We start from the raw sequence: 20,039 nt of genomic DNA, 5'->3' as shown, positions 1-20,039 counted from the left end.
GTTCCCGTCCACAGCACCACAGCGAGGAGGTCGTGACAAGGGTCGACCGCCGGTAACGGCGTTTTCATCCTGGTACGGCCCTTTTCAGGGCGTCGAGGTGTGATGGGGTGCCGACATGCACGATCGTCCCGCCGCTCGGAGGGCAGCGCGCTGACCCCCGTCCTGGTCTGGGCGCTGACCCTGGTCAGCGTCACCGCCGGCGCGACGCTGCAGCGGGTCACCGGTGTCGGGTTCGCGCTGGTGTCGGGGCCGGCCATGGTGCTGCTGCTCGGCCCGCTGGACGGCGTCGTGCTGGCCAACCTGATGTCGGCCTGCGTCTGCGTGCTGGTGCTGAGCCGGCTGTGGCGCTCGGTCGACCGTCGGCTGGCCGGGGCGCTGCTGCTGGGCGTGCTGCCCGGCGTACCGGCCGGCGCCCTCGTGGTGCGGCTGCTGGACGAGCGGGTGCTGCTGCTGGTCGTGGGCGGTGTGGCGACGCTCGCGGTCTGCCTCGCGCTGTCGCGTCGTCCGCTCCGGGTGCTGCAGCACCGGGCGGGCCCGGTGCTCGCCGGGGCCGTGTCGGGGTTCAGCAACGTCACCGCGGGGGTGGGCAGTCCAGCGCTGGCCGTCTACGCCGCCTCCACCGCGCTGATCGGCACCACCTTCGTGGCCACCGCCCAGCTGGTGTCGCTGGCCACCAACGTCTTCTCGCTGCTGGTCAAGCACCACCTCGACCTGCCGCTGCCGCTGGTGCTGGCCTGCCTCGGCGCGCTGCCGGTCGGCATGCTGGTCGGCTCCGTCCTGTACGAGCGGATCCCGCCGCAGCACGCCCGGGGGCTCGTGCTGGGGGTGGCGCTGGTCGGGTCTCTCGCCGCCGTCGGCAAGGGGTTGTGGCAGCTCGCGCTGGCCGGCTGAGCCGCCCCACCCGCCCGGACGGCGAGGACGGCTGGCAGCATCACCGTATGACTTCTCTCGACGTGCTCTTCATCGGCGGCAGCGGGATCATCAGCGCGGCCAGCGTCCGGCTCGCGGTGGCGAAGGGGCACCGGGTGACGGTGCTCAACCGCGGCACCTCCACCACCCGGGAGCTGCCGGAGGAGGTGGAGCACCTGACCGCCGACGCCACCGACGCCGACGCGGTGGCGGCGGCGGTGGGCGACCGCGAGTTCGACGTGGTCGCCCAGTTCCGCGCCTTCACCCCCGACCACGTCGAGGCGGACCTGCGCACCTTCGCCGGACGCACCGGGCAGTACGTGTTCATCAGCTCGGCCTCGGCCTACCAGAAGCCCCCGGCGCGGCTGCCGATCACGGAGTCCACGCCGCTGCACAACCCGTTCTGGCAGTACAGCCGCAACAAGATCGCCTGCGAGGACCTCCTGGTCCGCGCCAGCCGGCAGGACGACGTGCCGATCACGATCGTGCGCCCGTCGCACACCTACGACCACACCCTCATCCCCACCACCGGCCAGTGGACCGACGTGGCGCGGATGCGCGCCGGCAAGCCGGTGGTCGTGCACGGCGACGGCACCAGCCTGTGGACGCTGACCCACACCGACGACTTCGCCGTCGGCTTCGTCGGGCTGCTGGGTCACCCGGCCGCGGTGGGTGACACCTTCACCATCACCGGCGACCACGCACCCACCTGGGACCAGATCTACACCTGGCTGGGGCGCGCGGCCGGCGTGGAGCCGGAGCTGGTGCACGTGGCCTCGAAGAGCATCGCCCGCGCCATCCCCTCCGTCGGTGACGGCCTGGTGGGCGACAAGGCGCACTCGGTCGTCTTCGACTGCGCCAAGCTGCGCGCCCTGGTGCCGGAGTTCGGCACCACCATCCGCTACGACCAGGCCGCGCACGACCAGATCGCCTGGTACGACGCCGACCCGTCGCGCCAGCAGGTGGACGCCGAGCTCGACGCCGGCTTCGACCGGCTGGTCGAGTGGGCCGACTCCCTCGGCGAGGTCCCGGCCGGCTGAGTAGACCGCGGTCTCAGCGGGCGGCGCGGCGCTGCTCGTGCAGCGCCTTGCGCCGCTCGTACTCGCGCTTCATCTGCTCGCGGGGGTCGCGCGCGGAGTCCATCCGGGGCGGGCCGGCCACCTGCAGCAGGGCGTAGGTGACGTGGTGGTCCAGCCGGTACCAGAGCGAGAAGCTGTCTTTCCGCGGCGACCTGGGCATGTCGACTCCTGTGGTGAGGGCGCGAACTGTTCGTGCACTAACTACTATAGGTTCGAGCAGCAAGGCGGACCGACGGGAGGACGAGGTGGCCGAGGACGGCGAGGACCTGCTGGCGCTCGAGGCACAGGTCTGCTTCGCGCTCGCGGTGGCGTCGCGACGCGTGATCGCGCTCTACCGCCCGGTGCTCGAGCCGCTGGGGCTGACCCACCCGCAGTACCTGGTGATGCTCGCCCTGTGGCAGCACGGCCCGCTCACCCTCGCGGGGCTCAGCACCCTGGTGCACCAGGAGCCTCCCACGCTCTCGCCGATGGTCAAGCGGCTGGAGTCGCTCGGCTACCTCGTGCGCGAACGCGACCCCGACGACGACCGGGCGCTGCGGCTGGTGCTGACGGAGCGGGGACGCGCGCTGCGCGAGCAGGCCCTCGACATCCCGCCGACCATGCTGGCGCGTCTGGGCATGGACGCCGAGCAGCTGGCCGCTCTCAACGGGGTGCTGGCCGACCTGATCAGGGCCGGCGACCTGGCGGACACCAATCAACGCGCAAGAGTGGCTCACCAACACCGACTCCGACCGACCACTGCACGGACGCGATAGCTAAGTGCGTTGATTACCAGTCCCGGCTTCGCATGGAAGCCGAGTACCGCTGCAGGGGGATCGTCCCAGGCGTCCTGATGACTGCTGTCACGTCGTTACGCCGGACGAGTCAAGAATCCAAGAAACGCAAACGTTGCGGTCCAATTCATCACCACGTGGAGGTGCGCGACTCGAGTCTCAGACCTGCCGAAGTTAGCGATAACCTCTAGGACGCCAAGAAGGGCAGCTCGAGCCACCGGCTGCCGGTTGTAACCGCATGCGCACCACAGGCACGCAGTCGCTCCGCTATAGTATTCCGCGCAGTTGGCGACCCGTCATAACGCACAACATGACGGCCAGAAATGTCACTGAAAGATTTAAGCTTGCCCACCTCAACCATGAGCGTCGCTCTCGCATCCAACCCGTTAGCCATACCCGCCTCGTAAATCACGTTCGCCCGCGCCTGATACTGATAGTCCGATTCATTCGGTCCATCTTGAGGCTCAACGAGTTCTGGGCGCAACCGGACCTCGTCATCGGGCGTGAATAGCACCAGCGTCGCACCGGCAGCGTTCATACCCGCTACGATGACGTCCCCGATATACGGAGACGGATCGCCGGTTATTGCGACAGCCTGCTCCCATTCGATAACCCGCAACTGCATCCGTTCCAGCAGAGCCTTCAGGTGTGACGCCGACCGAGCTTCCCTCCCATGGACGACAAAAACTGCTTTCGGATCGCGACTCATGGTAACCCTCCCTGCTCCTCGAGGGGCTCGAAACCGGTTGATGAACTTGGTGGTCACGTCTTGCGCGAACTGAGCCAGGAGGAGGAAGTTCTCGTTTCGGTCATTACCTTCTCCCCCACGGAACGCCCGGGTGTTTTGCACGGCCTCACTGAATGGAACCTCTGTGCGCAGAATTATCAGTTGCGACAATTGGTACACGACCTCGCCCGAACCGATGCCTGGACGACTGTTCAGAGCGGCGTCGGAAAGCAATGCCTCCTCCGACAAGTCGACACGTACAATGGGTTCGCTCTGACCCACCTGAACACGGAGGTGAAAAAAACCCGCACTCATTGGCCTCACTGCCTCTGCGCCTGGTACAAACGCTGGCTTTCCTGACGTTGACGTTCCGGCCCCGACCGCCTCGGCGAGGTGCGTCGTGACGGTTCTTGTTGACAACGCAGCGCGGCGCGATAAACGCGTCCAACTTGAAACTTTCCACCCGCCTCGCCGAGAACCCCGCAGTACTTCAGCATCTCGACAATAGTACGCAAATCCTTGATAGTCGCTTCGTCTTGGAAGAACCGGTGACCTAGTTGCTCCAGACTCCGGTACTGCCAGGGCCCATACTCGAGTCGTTCGACGAAACCACGAATAGCGGGGAACTCCGCATAAACATACGAGTGCAGGCGATTCTCGCTCAGTTGCATCCATGCCGCGTGCAGCGCTTTAGGCGAAAGGATTGGGCCGTGGGACGGCACGAATTCTAGATGACGATCCTCGCACAACCTCCGTTGCTGCACGATTGCCATCCTTATGTAGGCCAGCACATTTCTAGCAGAATATCGACAAGAACCGTCAGTGGTATCGAAGAAGTATCGCCCATACAGATCCTGCAAGTTCGGCTTGGCCCTGACATTGCGATTCCGCTTATCCGGAAGGATAAGTCTCATCACTTCCTTCAACTCACTATCGCTGGACAACCCAGGAATGGCGGCCTGCAAGCCGAAGTATGCACGAAAAACTCCTGATCGCATGAACCGTCTGGCAATCAGCTGGCTAATGTCTCGAGCATTCATGTTCAGGCGCAGCGTCGGCACCTTATCCAGATTTCGCAACCCGTCCCTCAAGGTTGCCCTATCAAGGATGTCGCTACGGAGAAAAAGCTTCGACCGTACCCGTCGACTGGCTCTGGACAGGTAAATGTGGGCCCGAAGCAGTCCTCTTAGGATCGTCTGTTCGTCCTCCGGCTTAGTGAAGGTAACGTCGTCTAATCGGTCATACAGCACCCAGACGGTCTCGTCCGCTTGGTCCAGCGAGTCTCCGACGGCCCGCAGCATGCGCGTCACCACGTCACGATTGTTGGTGTTAACATCCCGCATCACACGACCGGTGGATACCCAGATGGAGATCTCCGACTCTGAGCTGTCGGCGGGCAGTCCGCACTGCTGCAAGAGCTCCGTGACTTCTCCGGCGTTATCAAGGTCCAGCGTCGCGTAGGCCGCCGTTAGCGCTGTATGCAGGAGCCACCGCTCCAGATAATACTCTTCTAGATCCGTACCCTTCAATGCCGTTGGTAAATCCGTCTCGTAAATGACGGGACCTCGGAGAGGCTGCGCTGCCACCATTCTGACTTTCAGAGGCGGCGAACTCATGCCCATAAGCAGGAGAGCGCTCTTCCCACTTCCCTTGATCCCCGTAATCAGGTCACATCGACCGGAAAGGAACTCGTCGAAGTCGGTCGTCTGTACGAAGCTCTCAGTAAGTGCCGCATCAACCTCCGCGACTTCATCCCCCAAGTCGATACTCAGGAGCAGCTGAGGATAGGGAACCGTGGCTTCGATGCCTTGATTCACGGCTGCCGCTACCCCCTCTCGCTGACCCAGCGACTCGCTGCGGGACTCCTGCGCCGAAGATACAGCGGTTGACCCCCTTGGGTCTTCCGGCCTTGCGCCTTGAGGGCCAAGAGGCGAAGCCACAACGGGCCTCGGCGTCGAAAGGGCAGAGTGGCGCACGCCCCGGGTGACCGACGGGCCCCCAGCCCCCTACTGACGGCCGGCATACAACGGCGGTCTACGCGCGAGCCGTCCCAAGCCGACACTCCTACCGGATCCTGATCCCGGCTGTTGGATTGGCGCCAGGCGCGGGCACTCCAAGGATGCGGGCGTCGACCCCGCGGCAACGCAGGAGCCTGATACGCCGCGGCAGCACCACCACGTCGCCATGCCGACACCGGACGCGCAGACGCGGGCGGTATTCGAGCGCCGCTTTCGGTCGGCACGCACGCGAGCCCCCGACAGGATTCGAACCCGCGACCTGCTGTTTACAAGACAGCTGCTCTACCAGCTGAGCTACGGAGGCAACCCGACCAGTGTGCCGGACCGACCGGCCACCCGGCCACCGAGAGCCACCACGGACGCCGGGTTGCCGCCACGACGAAGGTCTCCCTATGCTAGGTAAGCCTGACCTAAGTGGTGCTCCTTCGGGGACCTCATCCGCGTCACTCGGGAGGCAGCCCAACCGTCGTCCTCCTGAGAGCGAGCCCTCCACCGTGCCTTCCTCCCGCGTCCTCGTGGCGGCCCTGGCCGCCGCCACCCTGGCGCTGTCCGCCTGCGGCGGTACCGCCCCCGAGACCTCCGAGCAGCCGGCGGCCCCGGCCGACGACTGGACCCCCGTCACCATCGAGCACGCGCTCGGCACCACGGTGGTCGAGACCAGGCCCGAGCGCGTGGCCACGGTCGACTTCGCCAACCAGGAGGTGCCGCTCGCGCTGGGCATCGTGCCGGTCGGCATGGCCAAGATGACGTGGGGCGACGACGACGGCGACGGCATCCAGCCCTGGACGGAGGAGAAGCTGGCCGAGCTGGGCGGGGAGACCCCGGTGCTGTTCGACGAGACCGACGGCTACGACTTCGAGGCCGTCGCCGGCACCGACCCCGACGTCATCCTGGCCGGATACTCCGGCATGACGCCGGAGGACTACGCGACGCTGAGCGAGATCGCGCCCGTGGTGGCCTACCCCGACGACCCCTGGGCGACCGCCTGGCGCGACTCCATCGCCATCAACGCCAAGGGCCTGGGCATGGAGGAGGAGGGCCAGCAGCTCGTCGCCGAGCTCGAGCAGACCATCGCCGACGCCGCCGCCCAGCACCCCCAGCTCGAGGGTGCGAACGGCATGTTCATGACCCACGTCGACCCCACCGACCTGAGCGAGATCAACTTCTACAGCGCCGCCGACACCCGCAGCCAGTACTTCGACGACCTCGGCATGCAGACCGCGCCCAGCATCGTGGAGGCCTCCGGCGACTCGGGCAGCTACTCCGGCTCGATCAGCACCGAGCGGGCCGACGAGCTGGCCGACGTCGACGTCATCGTCACCTACGGCGGCCAGGAGCTGGTCGACGCCCTCAAGGGCGACCCGGTGCTCTCCCAGCTGCCGGCGGTCGAGAACGACGCGATCGTCAACCTCGACGGCACCCAGCCGATCGGCACCGCGGCCAACCCGACCGCGCTCTCGATCCCCTACCTGATCGAGGACTACACCGCCCTGCTGGCCGAGGCCGTCTCCCGCACCGCGGACCAGTGAGCCGCACCGCGTGAGCACCGCCACCGACGCACCCGTCCCGACCACCACCCTGCTGCGGCGATCGCGGCGGGTGCGTGGTGGCGCCCTGGTCCTGCTCGCCGTCGTCCTCGTGCTGGTCTGCGCCGGGTCCATCGCCCTGGGATCGCGCGGCGTCGGCCTGGCCGACATCTGGGCCGGGTCCACCGGGTCCACCGACGGCTTCGACCAGGCGGCCGTGGCCAAGCGGGTCCCCCGGACCCTGCTCGCCGCGCTCGCCGGCGCAGCGCTCGCGGTCTCGGGCCTGGTCATGCAGGGCATCACCCGCAACCCGCTCGCCGACCCCGGGATCCTCGGCATCAACACCGGCGCCTCGCTGGCCGTGGTGGTCGGCATCGCCTGGTTCGGTCTGGCCGCGCCCACCAGCTACATCTGGACCGCGATCCTCGGCGCCGGGCTGGCCGCGACGTTCGTCTGGTTCGTGGGCTCGCTCGGCCGCGGCGGTGCCACCCCGCTCAAGCTGACCCTCGCCGGCGCCGCCACCGCGGCCGCGCTCACCTCCTTCGTCACCGCGGTGGTCCTCCCCCGCCCCGACATCTCCGAGAACGTCGTCTCCTGGCAGATCGGCGGGGTCGGCGGCGCCACCGACGAGGGCCTGCTGCGGCTGGTGCCCTTCCTGGCCGTCGGCGCCCTGGTCTGCGCCGTCACGGCCCGCGGGCTCGACCTGCTGGGCCTCGGCGACGAGCTGGCCGCCGGCCTCGGCGTGCACGTCACCCGGACCCGGCTGCTCGCCGCCGTCGGCGGGGTCGTGCTGTGCGGGGCCACCACCGCCGTGTGCGGGCCGATCGCCTTCGTCGGCCTGGTGGTGCCCCACGTCTGCCGGCTGCTGGTCGGGGTGGACCACCGCTGGCTGGTGCCCTTCAGCGCCCTGGGCGGGGCGTGCGTGCTCGTCGCCGGAGACGTCCTGGGCCGGGTGGTGCTGCCGCCCGGCGAGGTCGACGTCGGCATCGTGACGGCCGTCCTGGGAGCACCGGTCTTCATCGCCGTGGTCCGCCGGCGCCGGGTGCGTGAGCTGTGACCGCCCTCGCCGCCCCACCGCCGGCGACCGCGCCCCGGCAGGACACCGTCGACCGGGTCCGCGCCGGTCGCCGCCGCCGCTCCCGCCGGCGCCGGGTGGTGGTCGGCGTGCTCGCGGTGCTGGTGCTGCTGGCCTTCGTCGCCAGCCTGGCGCTCGGCCCCACCGTGTACACCCCGCTCGAGGTGCTGCGGGTCGTGCTGGGGCAGGACGTCCCCGGTGCGGAGTTCACCGTCGGCCGCCTCCGGCTGCCCCGCGCCAGCCTGGCGCTGCTGGTCGGGCTCAGCTTCGGCCTCGCCGGGGTGACGTTCCAGACCTTGCTGCGCAACCCGCTGGCCAGCCCGGACGTCATCGGCGTCACCGAGGGCGCCAGCGCGGCCGCGGCGGTGGCCATCGTCTCCTTCGGGCTGAGCGGCGCCGGCGTCTCGGTCCTGGCGGTGGCGGCCGGGCTGGCCGTCGCGCTGGCCATCTACCTGCTGGCCTACCGCCGTGGCCGGGTGGCCGGCACCCGGCTGGTGCTGATCGGGATCGGGGCGGCCTACCTGATGCAGAGCGTGGTCGCCTGGCAGCTCGAACGGGCCACGGACGTCGAGATCGCCGGTGCGCTGCGCTGGCTCACCGGCAGCCTCAACGGCGCCCGCTGGTCCGACGCCGTGCCCGTGCTGCTCACCCTCGTCGTGCTCGGCACGCTCGTGCTCGTGCAGGACCGCGACCTGGCGGCGTCCCGGCTCGGTGACGACGCCGCCTCCTCCCTCGGCGTCCGCGTGGAGCGGATGCGGCTGCTCACCCTGGTGGCCGCGGTGGGCGTCATCTGCGTGGCCACCGCCGCCTGCGGACCGATCGCCTTCCTGGCCTTCCTCGCCGGTCCCATCGCCGCCCGGGTGGTCGGCCCCCACGGGTCGCTGCTGGTCCCGGCCTCGCTGGTCGGCGCGCTGCTGACCCTGGTCGCGGACTTCGCCGGGCAGCACGCGTTCGGCACCAAGCTGCCGGTGGGCGTGGTGACCGGCATCCTGGGGGCGCCCTACCTGCTGTACCTCATCGTCCGCGTCAACCGAGCCGGAGGCACGCTGTGAGCCCCTCTCCCGACCGGCCCCGCCCGGGCCTGCGCATCGAGGACCTCACCCTCGGCTACGGCGACGAGGCGGTCGTCCACTCGCTGGACCTGGAGATCCCCGCCGGCCGCATGACGGCCGTCGTGGGCCCCAACGCCTGCGGCAAGTCGACGCTGCTGCGTTCGATGTCGCGGCTGCTCAGCCCGCGCACCGGGCACGTCCTGCTCGACGGCCGGGCCGTGCACTCCATCCCCGCCAAGCAGCTGGCCCGCCGGCTCGGCGTGCTGCCGCAGTCCCCCATCGCCCCCGAGGGCATCACCGTGGCCGACCTGGTCGGCCGGGGACGCCACCCGCACCAGCGCGTGCTCGCCCGCTGGAGCGCCGAGGACGACCGAGCCGTCGCCGCGGCGCTGGAGGCCACCGACACCGTCGAGCTGGTCGACCGGGCCGTCGACGAGCTGTCCGGCGGCCAGCGGCAGCGGGTCTGGATCGCGATGGCGCTGGCCCAGCAGACCGAGGTGCTGCTGCTCGACGAGCCCACCACCTTCCTCGACGTCAGCCACCAGGTCGAGGTGCTGGACCTGCTGACCGACCTCAACCGCTCCGCGGGCACGACGATCGTGATGGTGCTGCACGACCTCAACCTGGCGGCCCGCTACGCCGACCACCTGGTCGCGCTCTCGCAGGGCCGGCTGTACGCCTGCGGCAGCCCCGCCGAGGTGCTCACCCCCGAGCTCGTGCAGGACGTCTTCGGGCTGCCCAGCACGGTGATGACCGACCCGGTCTCGGGCAAGCCGCTGATGATCCCCATCGGACGCCACCACGTCGGCACGCTGGTCTGACCACCCGCGCTCAGTTCCGGGCCCGGGCGGAGTCGAACCTGGCAGAGGGCCGCACCCGGGGCCCGGAGCAGGAGGAGCGATGACGCGGTACCTGATCTCGTTCGACGACGGCGACATGACCTTCCCCGAGGAGGACCTGCCCGACGTGAGCCGGGACTCCCACGAGGTGGTGGCGCGGGCGAAGGACGCCGGCGTGTGGGTGACCGGTGGCGGCGTGCTGGGGCACACGGTGGCCGTCGTGGCCACCGACGGCTCGGTCACCGACGCCACGACCCGCGGTCACCTCGGCGGGTTCTCGGTCCTCGAGGTGGCCTCGCGTGAGGAGGCGCTGAGGTGGGCGGCCGATCTCGCCCGGGCCTGCCGCTGCCCGCAGCAGGTGCGGGAGCTGATGGACGACCCGGACGTCTGAGTCAGCTGCGCGCGGCGGCCCTGCTCTGCCGGGACTGGCGGAGGAAGACGGTGACGAGGACGACCACGACCAGGCCGATCGCGACGTAGCCGGAGATGCGGGCGTAGGCCTCGACGACCACCCGGGCCGGCTCGCCCAGCCAGAAGCCCAGCGCCACCCAGCCGCACTGCAGCACGACGGCGCACAGGATGCTGGTGATCCACCAGGTCCGCCAGCGCATCCCGGCGATGGCCACCGCCGGCGTGACCACCCAGGTGGGCAGCGGCAGCGGCAGGTAGCTGAACACCAGGGCGGGCACCCCGTAGCGGCGGGCCAGCCCCTCGAGCCGGTCCACCATCCGCTCGGTCCGCCTCGAGCGTCCCTGCAGCATCATGTCGATCAGCCCGCGGCCCCAGAGCCGTCCGGCCAGGAAGTAGACCCACTCGAACTTGAGGTAGGACAGGATCCCCAGCACCAGACCGAGGCCCCACAGCGGGTGGTCGGTCACCCCCAGCACCACCAGCGCGGAGCGGCTGCCGGTCAGCGCCGCCTGCAGCACCGGGTTGGCCACCACCAGGTAGGCCCGCAGCGGGATCATCACCAGCGCGAAGACGCCCATGAACATGATCCCGAACCAGCAGACCAGGTCCCACCTCCCCGGCTTCCCCTTCCAGGGCATCCGCGGGTCGTCCCACCACTCCGCCGGCGTGTCCGTCGCGCCGTCCGCCCCGTCGGTGGTCTCGCGCGCTCCGGGACGCTCCGGCTCCGCCGAGGGGGCGTCGGGACGCTCCGGCTCCGCCGGGTGGGCCTCGCGCGGCTCAGGCACAACGCTCCCGGGCCAGCTCGAAGGCCGCGACCGCCCGGTCCAGGTCCTCGGTGCTGTGCGCGGCCGACATCTGGGTGCGGATGCGCGCCTTCCCCCTGGGCACGACCGGGTAGCTGAAGGCCCGCACGTACACCCCCTGCTCGAGCATCACGTCGGCCATCCTCCCCGCCGTGGCCGCCTCGCCCACCATCACCGGCACGATGGCGTGGTCGGACTCCGGCACGTCGAACCCGCGGCGGGTCATCTCGCCGCGGAAGTAGGCGGTGTTGGCGCGCAGCCGCTCCAGCAGGTGCCCGGAGTCGGCCAGCATCCGCAGCGTGGCCAGCGCGGCGGCGGCGATCGAGGGGGCCAGGGAGTTGGAGAACAGGTACGGCCGCGACCGCTGGCGCAGCAGCTCGACGATCTCGGCCCGTCCCGAGGTGTAGCCCCCGGACGCCCCGCCGAGGGCCTTGCCGAGCGTCCCGGTCACCACGTCGACCCGGTCCTGGACGCCGAACAGCTCCGGCGTCCCGGCCCCGGTCGGGCCGGTGAAACCGACGGCGTGGGAGTCGTCGACCATCACCAGGGCGTCGTAGCGGTCGGCCAGCTCGCAGATGCCGTCCAGCGGGGCGAGGTAGCCGTCCATCGAGAACACCCCGTCGGTGGCGATCATCCGGAACCGGGCCCCGGACGCCGCCTGCAGCTGGGCCTCCAGGTCGGCCAGGTCGCGGTTGCGGTAGCGGAACCGCTGCGCCTTGGACAGCCGCACCCCGTCGATGATCGAGGCGTGGTTGAGCTCGTCGGAGATGATCGCGTCCTCCGCGCCGAGCAGCGTCTCGAACAGCCCGCCGTTGGCGTCGAAGCAGGAGGAGTACAGGATCGTGGCCTCGGTGCCGAGGAAGCGGCTGAGCTCGCCCTCCAGCTCGGTGTGCAGCGTGGTGGTGCCGCAGATGAAGCGCACCGACGCCATCCCGAACCCCCAGCGCTGCAGCGACTCGGTGGCGGCGGCCACCAGCTGCGGGTGGTCGGCCAGCCCCAGGTAGTTGTTCGCGCACAGGTTGACCACCTCGCGCTCGCCGCCGTCGCCCGCCACGGTGATGTGCGCGGCCTGGGGGCTGGTGAGCGGCGCCTCGTCCTTGTACAGCCCGTCGGCGCGCAGCTGGTCGAGCTCCCCGCGCAGGTGCTCCCTCAGCGCTGCGTACATGTCGTCCCTCCGCTCGTGTCCCCCGACCGGGTGCAGGTCCCGGTGGTCACCACCGCAGCACCACCTTGCCGCCGTGGCCGCTGCGCGCGGTCTCGAAGGCCTCACGGTAGTCCTCGGCCGCGAACCGGTCAGTGATGACGCCGGACACGTCCAGCCCGGACTGCACGAGGACGTCCATCTCGTACCAGGTCTCGAACATCTCCCGGCCGTAGATGCCCTTGATGGTCAGCATGTTGAGCACCACGGTGGCCATGTCGATGCTCACCTCACCGGCCGGCAGGCCGAGGGCCGCGATCCGGCCGCCGTGGGTCATCTGGGCGAGCATGTCGCGCAGCGCCGCCGCGCTGCCCGACATCTCCAGCCCCACGTCGAAGCCCTCCCGCATGCCGAGCTGCTGCTGGGCCTCGGCCGCGGAGGAAGAGCGGACGTCGACCGCGAGCGTGACGCCCAGCCGTTCCGCCAGCGCCAGCCGCGGCTCCGACAGGTCGGTGACGACCACGTGTCGGGCGCCGGCGTGGCGCACCACCATGGCCGCCATGATGCCGATCGGGCCGGCGCCGGTGACCAGCACGTCCTCGCCCAGGCAGGGGAAGGCCAGCGCGGTGTGCACCGCGTTGCCGAAGGGGTCGAAGATCGCGGCCACGTCGGGGTCGACCGGGTTGCGGTGCACCCAGGCGTTGCCGGCGGGCAGCCGGACGTACTCGGCGAAGCAGCCGTCGGTCTGCACCCCGATGCCGACGGTGTGGCGGCACAGGTGGCGTCGGCCAGCGCGGCAGTTGCGGCAGCGTCCGCACACCAGGTGGCCCTCGCCGCTGACGAAGTCGCCGACCGCCACGTCGTTGACCGCCGAGCCGACCTCGACCACCCGGCCGGAGAACTCGTGGCCGATCACGGTCCCGGGCGCCACCCGCGTGCTGGCCCAGCTGTCCCAGGCGTCGATGTGCAGGTCGGTGCCGCAGATGCCGGTGCTGGCCACCTGGATCAGCACGTCGGTGGGCCCGGGGGTCGGCACGGGCACGTCGACCAGCTCCAGCCCCGGGGCCGCCTCGGTCTTGACCAGTGCCCGCACGCGACGACCGTAGCGCAGCCGGGCTTGGCAGGATGGCGGGGAGCGCCCACGAGAGGAACCGTCATGGACCACACCCGCCTCGGCCCCACCGGCCTGACCGTCAGCCGCATCGCGCTGGGCTGCATGAGCTACGGCGACGCCTCCCGGGGCGGCCACCCCTGGGTGCTCGACGAGGACGCCGCGCAGCCGTTCTTCCGGCAGGCGGTCGAGCTCGGCATCACCTTCTGGGACACCGCCAACGTCTACAGCCTGGGCTCCTCGGAGGAGTTCACCGGCCGGGCGCTGCGCCGCTACAGCCGCCGCGAGGACATCGTGCTGGCCACCAAGCTGCACGGCAGGATGCACGACGGGCCCGGCGGCTCCGGGCTGTCCCGCCGGGCCGTGATGGAGCAGGTCGACGCCTCGCTGACCCGGCTGGGGGTCGACCACATCGACCTGTACCAGATCCACCGCTTCGACCCGGCGACGCCGGTGGAGGAGACGATGGAGGCGCTGCACGACGTGGTGAAGGCGGGCAAGGTCCGCTACCTCGGCGCCTCGTCGATGTACGCCTGGCAGTTCGCCAAGCTGCAGCACGCCGCCGACCTGGGCGGCTGGACCCGGTTCGTCTCGATGCAGGACCAGTACAGCCTGCTGATGCGGGAGGAGGAGCGGGAGATGTTCGGCCTGCTCGCCGACTCCGGTGTCGGGTCGCTGCCGTGGAGCCCGCTCGCGCGCGGCCGGCTGACCCGCCCGTGGGGCGAGCAGACCACCCGCTCCGAGTCCGACGCCTTCGGCAAGACGCTGTTCCGTGACTCCGACCGGGCCATCGTCGAGGCGGTGGAGCAGGTCGCCGGTGCCCGTGGCGTCCCGATGGCCCAGGTGGCGCTGGCCTGGGTGCTGCGGAACCCGGTGGTGGACGCCCCGGTCGTCGGGGCCACCAAGCCGCACCACCTCAGCGACGCCGTGGCGGCGCTGGAGCTGGAGCTGACCGAGGACGAGGTGGCCACCCTGGAGGCGCCCTACACGCCGAGGGAGCCCGTCGGGTTCTGACCGGCGGGCCGGCCCTGCTGCGCGGTGACGTCGCCGTCGTCCCTCGCTCGTCTCCTCCGGCCGGGATCCGGCACCGGCGTCGGCCGTCGCGATCCGGGACGGCGCCGGGGCGTGATCGTCCGCTGCGTAACCTCCCCGCATGACCTGGACGACCTACACCAGCTTCCTCGTGTTCGCCACGGTGCTCGTCCTGGTGCCGGGTCCGGACTTCGCCGTCGTCGTGAAGAACACGGTGGCCGGCGGTCGCCGACGCGGCTGGTGGGCCACGGTCGGGGTGGTCAGCGCCAACGCCGTGCAGGGGGTGGCGGCGGCCACCGGGCTCGGGGCGCTCATCGCCGCGTCCCAGCCGCTGTTCGAGGTGATCCGCTGGGCCGGCATCGCCTACCTCGCCTACCTCGCCGTCCAGGCCATCCGCTCAGCCGTCCGAGGCACCTACCCACCCCTCGGGGACGGGGCGGACGCCGGCCGGGGGTACGCGCTCGCCGGATGGCGCCAGGGGTTCCTGTCCAACATCACCAACCCCAAGGTGCTGGTCTTCTACCTCGCCGTCCTGCCCCAGTTCCTCGGCCCCGAGGTCGGTCTGCCCGTCCTGCTCGCCCTCGCCCTCAGCCACGCGGGCCTGTCGCTCATCTACCTCGCCCTGCTCGTCCTCGGTCTCGTCCGCGCTCGCCGGCTCCTCAGCCGACGTCCGGTCCGGCGCACGCTCGACGCACTCACCGGCGTCGCGCTGCTCGGCTTCGGCGCCCGTCTCGCCACCGACTACTGACCACCGACCACTGACCACTGACCACTGACCAGGAGCCTCCTCGGCCCCAGCTCCACCCGACGGTGGCCTGCTGACCGAAAGCCCGCTGGCCCGCGGGCACCCCGACGCCGTCGCCGCTAGTGGCAGTGCCCGGCCGGGGCGCCTCCGCTGGTGCCGAGGTCGTCGGACCGGCCTGCGGCCAGCCGCGACCACTGCGGGATGGGCCGGCCGTCGGGGCGGCTCACCGGGCGGCCGTCCCGGTCGGTGCGCATCTGCGCCGACGTGGTGTTGAAGAAGGGCTGCGGCCAGCCGTCGGGTGAGTCCTCGCCGGCCTCCTGGCGGCCGTAGACGGTCATGTCGAGCATCGCGTAGGAGCTGCCCATGTGCTCGCAGCCCCGTCCGGTGGTCCAGTAGGTCTCGAAGACGCGGTCGCCGTCGCGCAGGTAGCAGACCCGCATGCCGAAGTGCCGACCGGCGACGAGCGCCTCCACCGAGCCGGCGGGGACGGAGTACCAGGGCATCTCCCAGCCCAGGAACTGCCGGTAGCGGTCGCTCTCGGGGAACGGACCCTGGCAGAGGACGGCGAAAGTGACGTCGCGGGAGTGCAGGTAGTCCAGCTCGCGCACGTGGGCGATGTTCATGGTGCAGCCCTCGCACTGGTGCTCCGCGCCCGCGCCCTCGTACCACATCATGTAGGCGGCGAAGAGCTGGCGCCGGCCCTCGAAGACGTCCACCAGCGGCACCTCGCCGGCCGGTCCGACGACCGGTGTGGCGGCGTCGACCTCGACCATCGGCAGCCGCCGCCGGGCCGCGGCGAGGGCGTCACCCTCCCGGGTGTGGGCCTTTTCGCGGACGCGGAGCCGGTCGACCTCGCGCTGCCACTCGGCGCGGTCGAGGAGAGGAGGGAGGGCCGGGTCGGACATGCGCGGACTCCTGGTGAGGGGTTCCTGCCACCCTCGCCCCCGGGCACGCCCGGCGTCAACGGGCCGGGGCCGCCGCCGCGGTCACTCGCCGGAGCGGACCCGGGCCCCCTTGGCCTCGGCCACCCGTCGCAGCTCGTCCTGGAACTCCAGCACCCGCCGGGTGAGCTCGGGGTCGCCCGCGGCCAGGATCCGCACCGCGAGCAGCCCGGCGTTGCGGGCCCCGCCGATCGAGACGGTGGCCACCGGCACCCCCGACGGCATCTGCACGATCGAGAGCAGCGAGTCCATGCCGTCCAGGTGCTTGAGCGGGACGGGGACGCCGACCACCGGCAGCGGGGTGAGCGCCGCCAGCATGCCGGGCAGGTGGGCGGCCCCACCGGCGCCGGCGATGATGACCTCGATCCCGCGGGTGTGGGCCTCCCGTCCGTAGGCCACCATCGCCTCCGGCATCCGGTGGGCGGACACCACGTCGGCGGTGTGCGGGACGTCGAACTCGTCCAGCGCCTCGGCGGCGGCGCGCATGGTCGGCCAGTCGGAGTCCGACCCCATCAGGATCGCGACACGGGCACGGGTCTCAGGCATCGGGGTTCCCCATCAGGTAGCCGGCGGCGTGCAGCGCCCGCCGGCGGACGTCGTCCAGGTCGGCGCCGAAGGTGGTCACGTGGCCCACCTTGCGGCCGGGCCGTACGGGCTTGCCGTACAGGTGGGCCCGCAGCCGCCGGTCGCGGGCGAAGCAGTGCAGCAGCGCCGAGGGCAGGTCCTCCTCAGTGCCGCCGAGCACGTTGCCCATCACCGTCCACGGCTGGCGGGTGGTCGGGTCGCCCAGCGGCAGGTCGAGCACGGCCCGCAGGTGGTTCTCGAACTGGGAGGTGTGGGCACCGTCGATGCTCCAGTGGCCGGTGTTGTGGGGCCGCATGGCCAGCTCGTTCACCACCACCGACCCGTCGGCCCGCTGCATCAGCTCCACCGCCAGCAGCCCCACCACGCCGAGCTCGGCGGCGATGGACAGCGCCAGGTGCTGCGCACCGGTGGCCTGCTCCTCGCTCAGCCCGGGAGCGGGGGTGGTGGTCTCGACGCAGACACCGTCGCGCTGCACCGTCTCCGAGACCGGGTAGGCCACCGCCTGGCCGGAGGGTGAGCGGACGACCAGCGCGCTCAGCTCGCGGGTGAAGTCGACGAACTCCTCGGCCACCACCTGCACGCCCTCGGCCAGCCGCTCGAAGGGCAGCCCGGCCTGCTGCGGCCCGTCCAGCTTCCACACGCCCTTGCCGTCGTAGCCGCCCCGGGACGTCTTGGCGATGACCGGCCAGCCGGTGCGGTCGCCGAAGGCGACCAGGGCCGCCTCGTCGGGCACCACCTCGTACACCGGGCAGGGCGCCCCGAAGGCGGTCAGCCGGTCCCGCATCACCGCCTTGTCCTGGGCGTGCACGAGGGCGTCCGGACCGGGCCGGACCACCACACCCGCGGCCTCCAGCGAACGCAGGATGGCGGTGGGGACGTGCTCGTGGTCGAAGGTGATGACGTCGCAGCCGGCGGCGAAGGCCTCCACGGTGGCCGGGTCGGTGTAGTCGCCGACGGTCACGTCGGCCACCACCTGGGCGGCGGACACGTCGGGGCCCTCGGCCAGCAGGCGGGTCCGGACGCCCAGCCCGATCGCGGCCTGGTGCATCATCCGGGCGAGCTGGCCGCCGCCCACGATGCCCACCACGAACGGTCTGACGCTCCGGTCCTCGGTCACAGGCACGCAGCGTAGTCGCGCCCGTGAGCAGCCGCAGCCGCGTCCGCACGGCGTGCGGACGGCTCCGGCGGTGGACCGGTGTCTCACCACCCGGTCATTCCCTAGTGCAATACCAGGGAATTGTGGGAACCTGCAGCCATGCCTGGTCGCGACGCGCCGTGCCACCGCCTGCCGATCCCGTCCCCGGTCGGCTGTCCCTGCTGCCGCTGATCCCGCTGCTCCGAGGGGCTGCCGCACCCGGTCGTCACCCGTCAGGCCGCCGAGCAGGACGCGGCACCAGCCTGACCCGCCCCTCGTCCGTCCTGCCCTCCTCCCGACCCGAGAGGCCACCATGCCCACCACCGTCCTGGGCGGCGACCCCCGCCCGGGCTCGCGCACCCTGCTCGCGGCCCGGCGGGTCGCGGCCGCCCTCGACCCGGACGAGCCGGCCACCGAGACCGAGCTCGCCGCGCTCACCCGCGAGGTCCTCGACCCCTCCTCCCCGCACGTCGTCCGGGCCCTGGCGCGGCTCCGCGAGGCCGACCTCGCCGTGGTGGCCACCCCCTCCTGCAAGGGCTCCTTCAGCGGGTTGCTCAAGGGGTTCCTCGACCACCTGCCGGCGGGGGGCCTCAGCGGTGTCACGGTGGTGCCCGTCGTCGTGGCCGCGTCGAACGCCCACCTGGTCCGCACCCAGCTGCACCTGGGAGACGTGCTGGGCGAGCTCGGCGCCGACCTGCTCTCCGGCTTCTCCGCCCACGAGCAGCACCTGGACCGGCTGGACGTCCTCGTCGAGGAGTGGCTGGACCTGCTGGGGACCGACGCGGTGCTGCTGTGACCCTCCCGGTCCCCCGCCGGGTGGAGGCGGACGGCCGCGGCCACCGGCTGGACGCCGCCAGCTTCGCCGCGCTGTTCCGCCAGCACCCCGCCGGGGTCGCCGTGGTCACCCTGCACGACGGCCAGCGCCCGGTCGGCTTCACCGCCACCTCGGTCATCTCGGTCTCGGCCGAGCCGGCCGTGGTCGCCTTCTCCGTCGGCGCCGGCTCCTCGTCCTGGCCCAGCCTCGTCCGGACCGACCGGGTGGCGGTCAACTTCCTCTCCGACGAGCAGCGCGACGTCGCCGCCAGCTTCGCCACCTCCGGCGTCGACCGGTTCGCCGACGTGGGCTGGAACCGGCTGCCGACGGGTGAGCCGGTGCTGGCCGGCACCGCCGGGTGGATCAGCGGACGCGTGCTCGAGCGCGTCCCCGCCGGCTCCGCCTGGCTGGTGGTCGTCGCCGGCTGCCGTGCGCAGGTGGCCGACCGCGAGCCGCTGGTCTACCGCAACCGCGGCTACCACCGCCTCGTCGACTACGAGATCTGACCCGGGCGCGGCGCCGGGGAGGCGGCGGGCTTGTCGGTGCCGCGTCGTACCGTCGGGGCTGTGCTCTCCCTCGCCGAGCTGGTCACCCCGCAGGCCCTGCCGCAGTGGATCGACCCCGAGACGGCCCGCCGGGGTGAGGAGTACCTGCGCAGCGGGCAGGTGGAGCGCACCCGCGTCGAGGCCGACGGGCCCTACAGCGTGGAGGTCCGGGGCTGGGTGCGGGGGTCGCGCACCTACCGCACCCACGTCTCGGTGACCGAGCTGACCGGCGCGCTGCGGCGCCGGGCCGGCGGGTGGCCCTACGAGATCACGCCCCGCTGCACCTGCCCGGTGGGCTGGGCGTGCAAGCACGCGGTGGCCACCCTGCTCTCGGCCGCCCAGGACCAGGCCCCCGACGCCCCGGGGTCCTGGCGCCGGTCGCTGGACGTGCTGGTCGACGACGTCGAGCAGGCGGTCACCGCTCCTGCGGTGGAGCAGACCCCGGTCGCGCTGATGATCACCTGGACCCGTCCCCACCACGGCTACCCGGTGGTGCGCGCCCACCCGCGGCTGGCGGTGCGGCTGTCGCGGCGGGGACGCTCCGGGCGGTGGGTCAAGAGCGGGTTCACCTGGCGCGAGCTGGTCGCGGTCGAGCACGACCCGACGACCCGGTACGACCCGCGGCACGTGCAGCTGCTCCGCGAGCTGCAGGTGGCCCTGCAGGGCACCAACCCCTACTGGAGCCCCGGCTCGGAGACCCTCGACCTGCACACCGCCGCCCCCGCGCTGTGGCCGCTGCTGGAGCGGGCCGCCGCGGCCGGCATCCCGCTGCTGTGCT

Annotated in this window: 22 protein-coding genes and 1 tRNA gene; 13 read left to right on the top strand and 10 right to left on the bottom strand. The window is 71.4% G+C overall.

From position 1 onward, the window contains the following. Positions 1-102: 102 nt before the first annotated feature. Positions 103-891 (top strand): sulfite exporter TauE/SafE family protein, encoded by a 789-nt coding sequence (locus tag GC722_RS10755; protein ID WP_156610030.1) that lies wholly within the window; start codon positions 103-105, stop codon positions 889-891. Between the two features lie 47 nt (positions 892-938). Continuing rightward, complete coding sequence (locus tag GC722_RS10750; protein ID WP_156610029.1) at positions 939-1,949, top strand: NAD-dependent epimerase/dehydratase family protein; 1,011 nt, start codon at positions 939-941, stop codon at positions 1,947-1,949. A 13-nt stretch (positions 1,950-1,962) separates the two neighbouring features. Here GC722_RS10750 and GC722_RS10745 read toward each other — a convergent pair whose 3' ends face one another. Continuing rightward, positions 1,963-2,148: a hypothetical protein gene (locus tag GC722_RS10745; RefSeq protein ID WP_156610028.1), complete on the bottom strand. Its 186-nt coding sequence runs from the start codon at positions 2,146-2,148 to the stop codon at positions 1,963-1,965. Here GC722_RS10745 and GC722_RS10740 point away from each other — a divergent pair. Then, positions 2,147-2,743, top strand: a complete 597-nt coding sequence (locus tag GC722_RS10740) for a MarR family winged helix-turn-helix transcriptional regulator (RefSeq protein WP_156610027.1) — start codon at positions 2,147-2,149, stop codon at positions 2,741-2,743. The two genes, GC722_RS10745 and GC722_RS10740, sit on opposite strands and share 2 nt — an antisense overlap. Positions 2,744-2,948: 205 nt before the next feature. On the opposite strand, the gene GC722_RS19260 is transcribed toward GC722_RS10740, so the two are convergent. The 3 genes from GC722_RS19260 to GC722_RS10730 form a co-directional block, all read right to left on the bottom strand. Next, entirely contained in the window at positions 2,949-3,770 is an 822-nt protein-coding gene (locus GC722_RS19260) for a TIR domain-containing protein (RefSeq protein ID WP_197430000.1), read from the bottom strand. Positions 3,771-3,808: 38 nt separating this feature from the next. Further along, entirely contained in the window at positions 3,809-5,305 is a 1,497-nt protein-coding gene (locus tag GC722_RS17780; protein WP_197429999.1) for a P-loop ATPase, Sll1717 family, read from the bottom strand. Positions 5,306-5,737: 432 nt separating this feature from the next. Further along, positions 5,738-5,810 (bottom strand) — tRNA-Thr (locus GC722_RS10730). 190 nt (positions 5,811-6,000) lie between these two features. On the opposite strand from GC722_RS10730, the gene GC722_RS10725 reads away from it, so the two are divergent. The 5 genes from GC722_RS10725 to GC722_RS10705 all read left to right on the top strand — a co-directional run bounded on the left by GC722_RS10725 (position 6,001) and on the right by GC722_RS10705 (position 10,389). Continuing rightward, positions 6,001-7,035, top strand: a complete 1,035-nt coding sequence (locus GC722_RS10725) for an ABC transporter substrate-binding protein (RefSeq protein WP_197429998.1) — start codon at positions 6,001-6,003, stop codon at positions 7,033-7,035. A 10-nt stretch (positions 7,036-7,045) separates the two neighbouring features. Beyond that, on the top strand, positions 7,046-8,089 hold the full coding sequence (locus tag GC722_RS10720) for a FecCD family ABC transporter permease (RefSeq protein ID WP_331714691.1): 1,044 nt from the start codon (positions 7,046-7,048) through the stop codon (positions 8,087-8,089). Continuing rightward, on the top strand, positions 8,086-9,159 hold the full coding sequence (locus tag GC722_RS10715; RefSeq protein WP_331714690.1) for a FecCD family ABC transporter permease: 1,074 nt from the start codon (positions 8,086-8,088) through the stop codon (positions 9,157-9,159). Before GC722_RS10720 ends, GC722_RS10715 begins: the two co-directional genes overlap by 4 nt. Continuing rightward, positions 9,156-9,980 carry an ABC transporter ATP-binding protein gene (locus tag GC722_RS10710; protein WP_331714689.1) on the top strand — a complete coding sequence of 275 codons (825 nt, stop codon included), beginning with the start codon at positions 9,156-9,158 and terminating at the stop codon, positions 9,978-9,980. The genes GC722_RS10715 and GC722_RS10710 overlap by 4 nt, the downstream gene beginning before the upstream one ends. Before the next feature lie 79 nt (positions 9,981-10,059). After that, positions 10,060-10,389: a YciI family protein gene (locus tag GC722_RS10705; protein ID WP_156610024.1), complete on the top strand. Its 330-nt coding sequence runs from the start codon at positions 10,060-10,062 to the stop codon at positions 10,387-10,389. 1 nt (position 10,390) lies between these two features. On the opposite strand, the gene GC722_RS10700 is transcribed toward GC722_RS10705, so the two are convergent. From GC722_RS10700 to tdh, 3 genes are read right to left on the bottom strand one after another with little or no spacing between them, the layout of a single operon-like run. Beyond that, entirely contained in the window at positions 10,391-11,194 is an 804-nt protein-coding gene (locus GC722_RS10700; RefSeq protein ID WP_156610023.1) for a DedA family protein, read from the bottom strand. After that, positions 11,187-12,377 carry a glycine C-acetyltransferase gene (locus GC722_RS10695; protein ID WP_156610022.1) on the bottom strand — a complete coding sequence of 397 codons (1,191 nt, stop codon included), beginning with the start codon at positions 12,375-12,377 and terminating at the stop codon, positions 11,187-11,189. Before GC722_RS10695 ends, GC722_RS10700 begins: the two co-directional genes overlap by 8 nt. 46 nt (positions 12,378-12,423) lie before the next feature. Next, entirely contained in the window at positions 12,424-13,446 is a 1,023-nt protein-coding gene (tdh, locus tag GC722_RS10690) for an L-threonine 3-dehydrogenase (RefSeq protein WP_331714688.1), read from the bottom strand. Between the two features lie 63 nt (positions 13,447-13,509). Between tdh and GC722_RS10685 the strand changes: the two genes are divergently transcribed. Both GC722_RS10685 and GC722_RS10680 read left to right on the top strand, forming a co-directional pair. Continuing rightward, a complete protein-coding gene (locus tag GC722_RS10685) occupies positions 13,510-14,478 on the top strand; it encodes an aldo/keto reductase (protein ID WP_156610021.1) in 969 nt (322 codons plus the stop codon). Between the two features lie 139 nt (positions 14,479-14,617). Continuing rightward, complete coding sequence (locus GC722_RS10680; RefSeq protein WP_156610020.1) at positions 14,618-15,244, top strand: LysE family translocator; 627 nt, start codon at positions 14,618-14,620, stop codon at positions 15,242-15,244. Between the two features lie 116 nt (positions 15,245-15,360). Here the strand turns inward: GC722_RS10680 and GC722_RS10675 are convergent, their stop codons facing one another. The 3 genes from GC722_RS10675 to GC722_RS10665 all read right to left on the bottom strand — a co-directional run bounded on the left by GC722_RS10675 (position 15,361) and on the right by GC722_RS10665 (position 17,884). After that, positions 15,361-16,146: a DUF899 domain-containing protein gene (locus tag GC722_RS10675; protein ID WP_156610019.1), complete on the bottom strand. Its 786-nt coding sequence runs from the start codon at positions 16,144-16,146 to the stop codon at positions 15,361-15,363. A gap of 81 nt (positions 16,147-16,227) precedes the next feature. Continuing rightward, a complete protein-coding gene (gene purE, locus GC722_RS10670) occupies positions 16,228-16,728 on the bottom strand; it encodes a 5-(carboxyamino)imidazole ribonucleotide mutase (RefSeq protein WP_156610018.1) in 501 nt (166 codons plus the stop codon). Then, complete coding sequence (locus tag GC722_RS10665; protein ID WP_331714687.1) at positions 16,721-17,884, bottom strand: 5-(carboxyamino)imidazole ribonucleotide synthase; 1,164 nt, start codon at positions 17,882-17,884, stop codon at positions 16,721-16,723. The genes purE and GC722_RS10665 overlap by 8 nt, the downstream gene beginning before the upstream one ends. 331 nt (positions 17,885-18,215) lie before the next feature. On the opposite strand from GC722_RS10665, the gene GC722_RS17775 reads away from it, so the two are divergent. From GC722_RS17775 to GC722_RS10650, 3 genes are all read left to right on the top strand, one after another. Then, positions 18,216-18,698, top strand: coding sequence for an NADPH-dependent FMN reductase (locus tag GC722_RS17775; protein WP_197429997.1), 483 nt, complete (start codon positions 18,216-18,218; stop codon positions 18,696-18,698). Next, positions 18,695-19,222, top strand: a complete 528-nt coding sequence (locus GC722_RS10655) for a flavin reductase family protein (RefSeq protein ID WP_331714686.1) — start codon at positions 18,695-18,697, stop codon at positions 19,220-19,222. Before GC722_RS17775 ends, GC722_RS10655 begins: the two co-directional genes overlap by 4 nt. A 60-nt stretch (positions 19,223-19,282) precedes the next feature. After that, a partial coding sequence (locus GC722_RS10650; RefSeq protein WP_197429994.1) for an SWIM zinc finger family protein occupies positions 19,283-20,039 on the top strand: 757 nt, incomplete at its 3' end.

It is taken from the genome of Auraticoccus cholistanensis, assembly GCF_009742705.1.
GTDB lineage: Bacteria > Actinomycetota > Actinomycetes > Propionibacteriales > Propionibacteriaceae > Auraticoccus > Auraticoccus cholistanensis.
The sequence above is the reverse complement of the archived record's forward strand: the minus strand, read 5'-3'. Positions and strand labels throughout refer to the sequence as shown.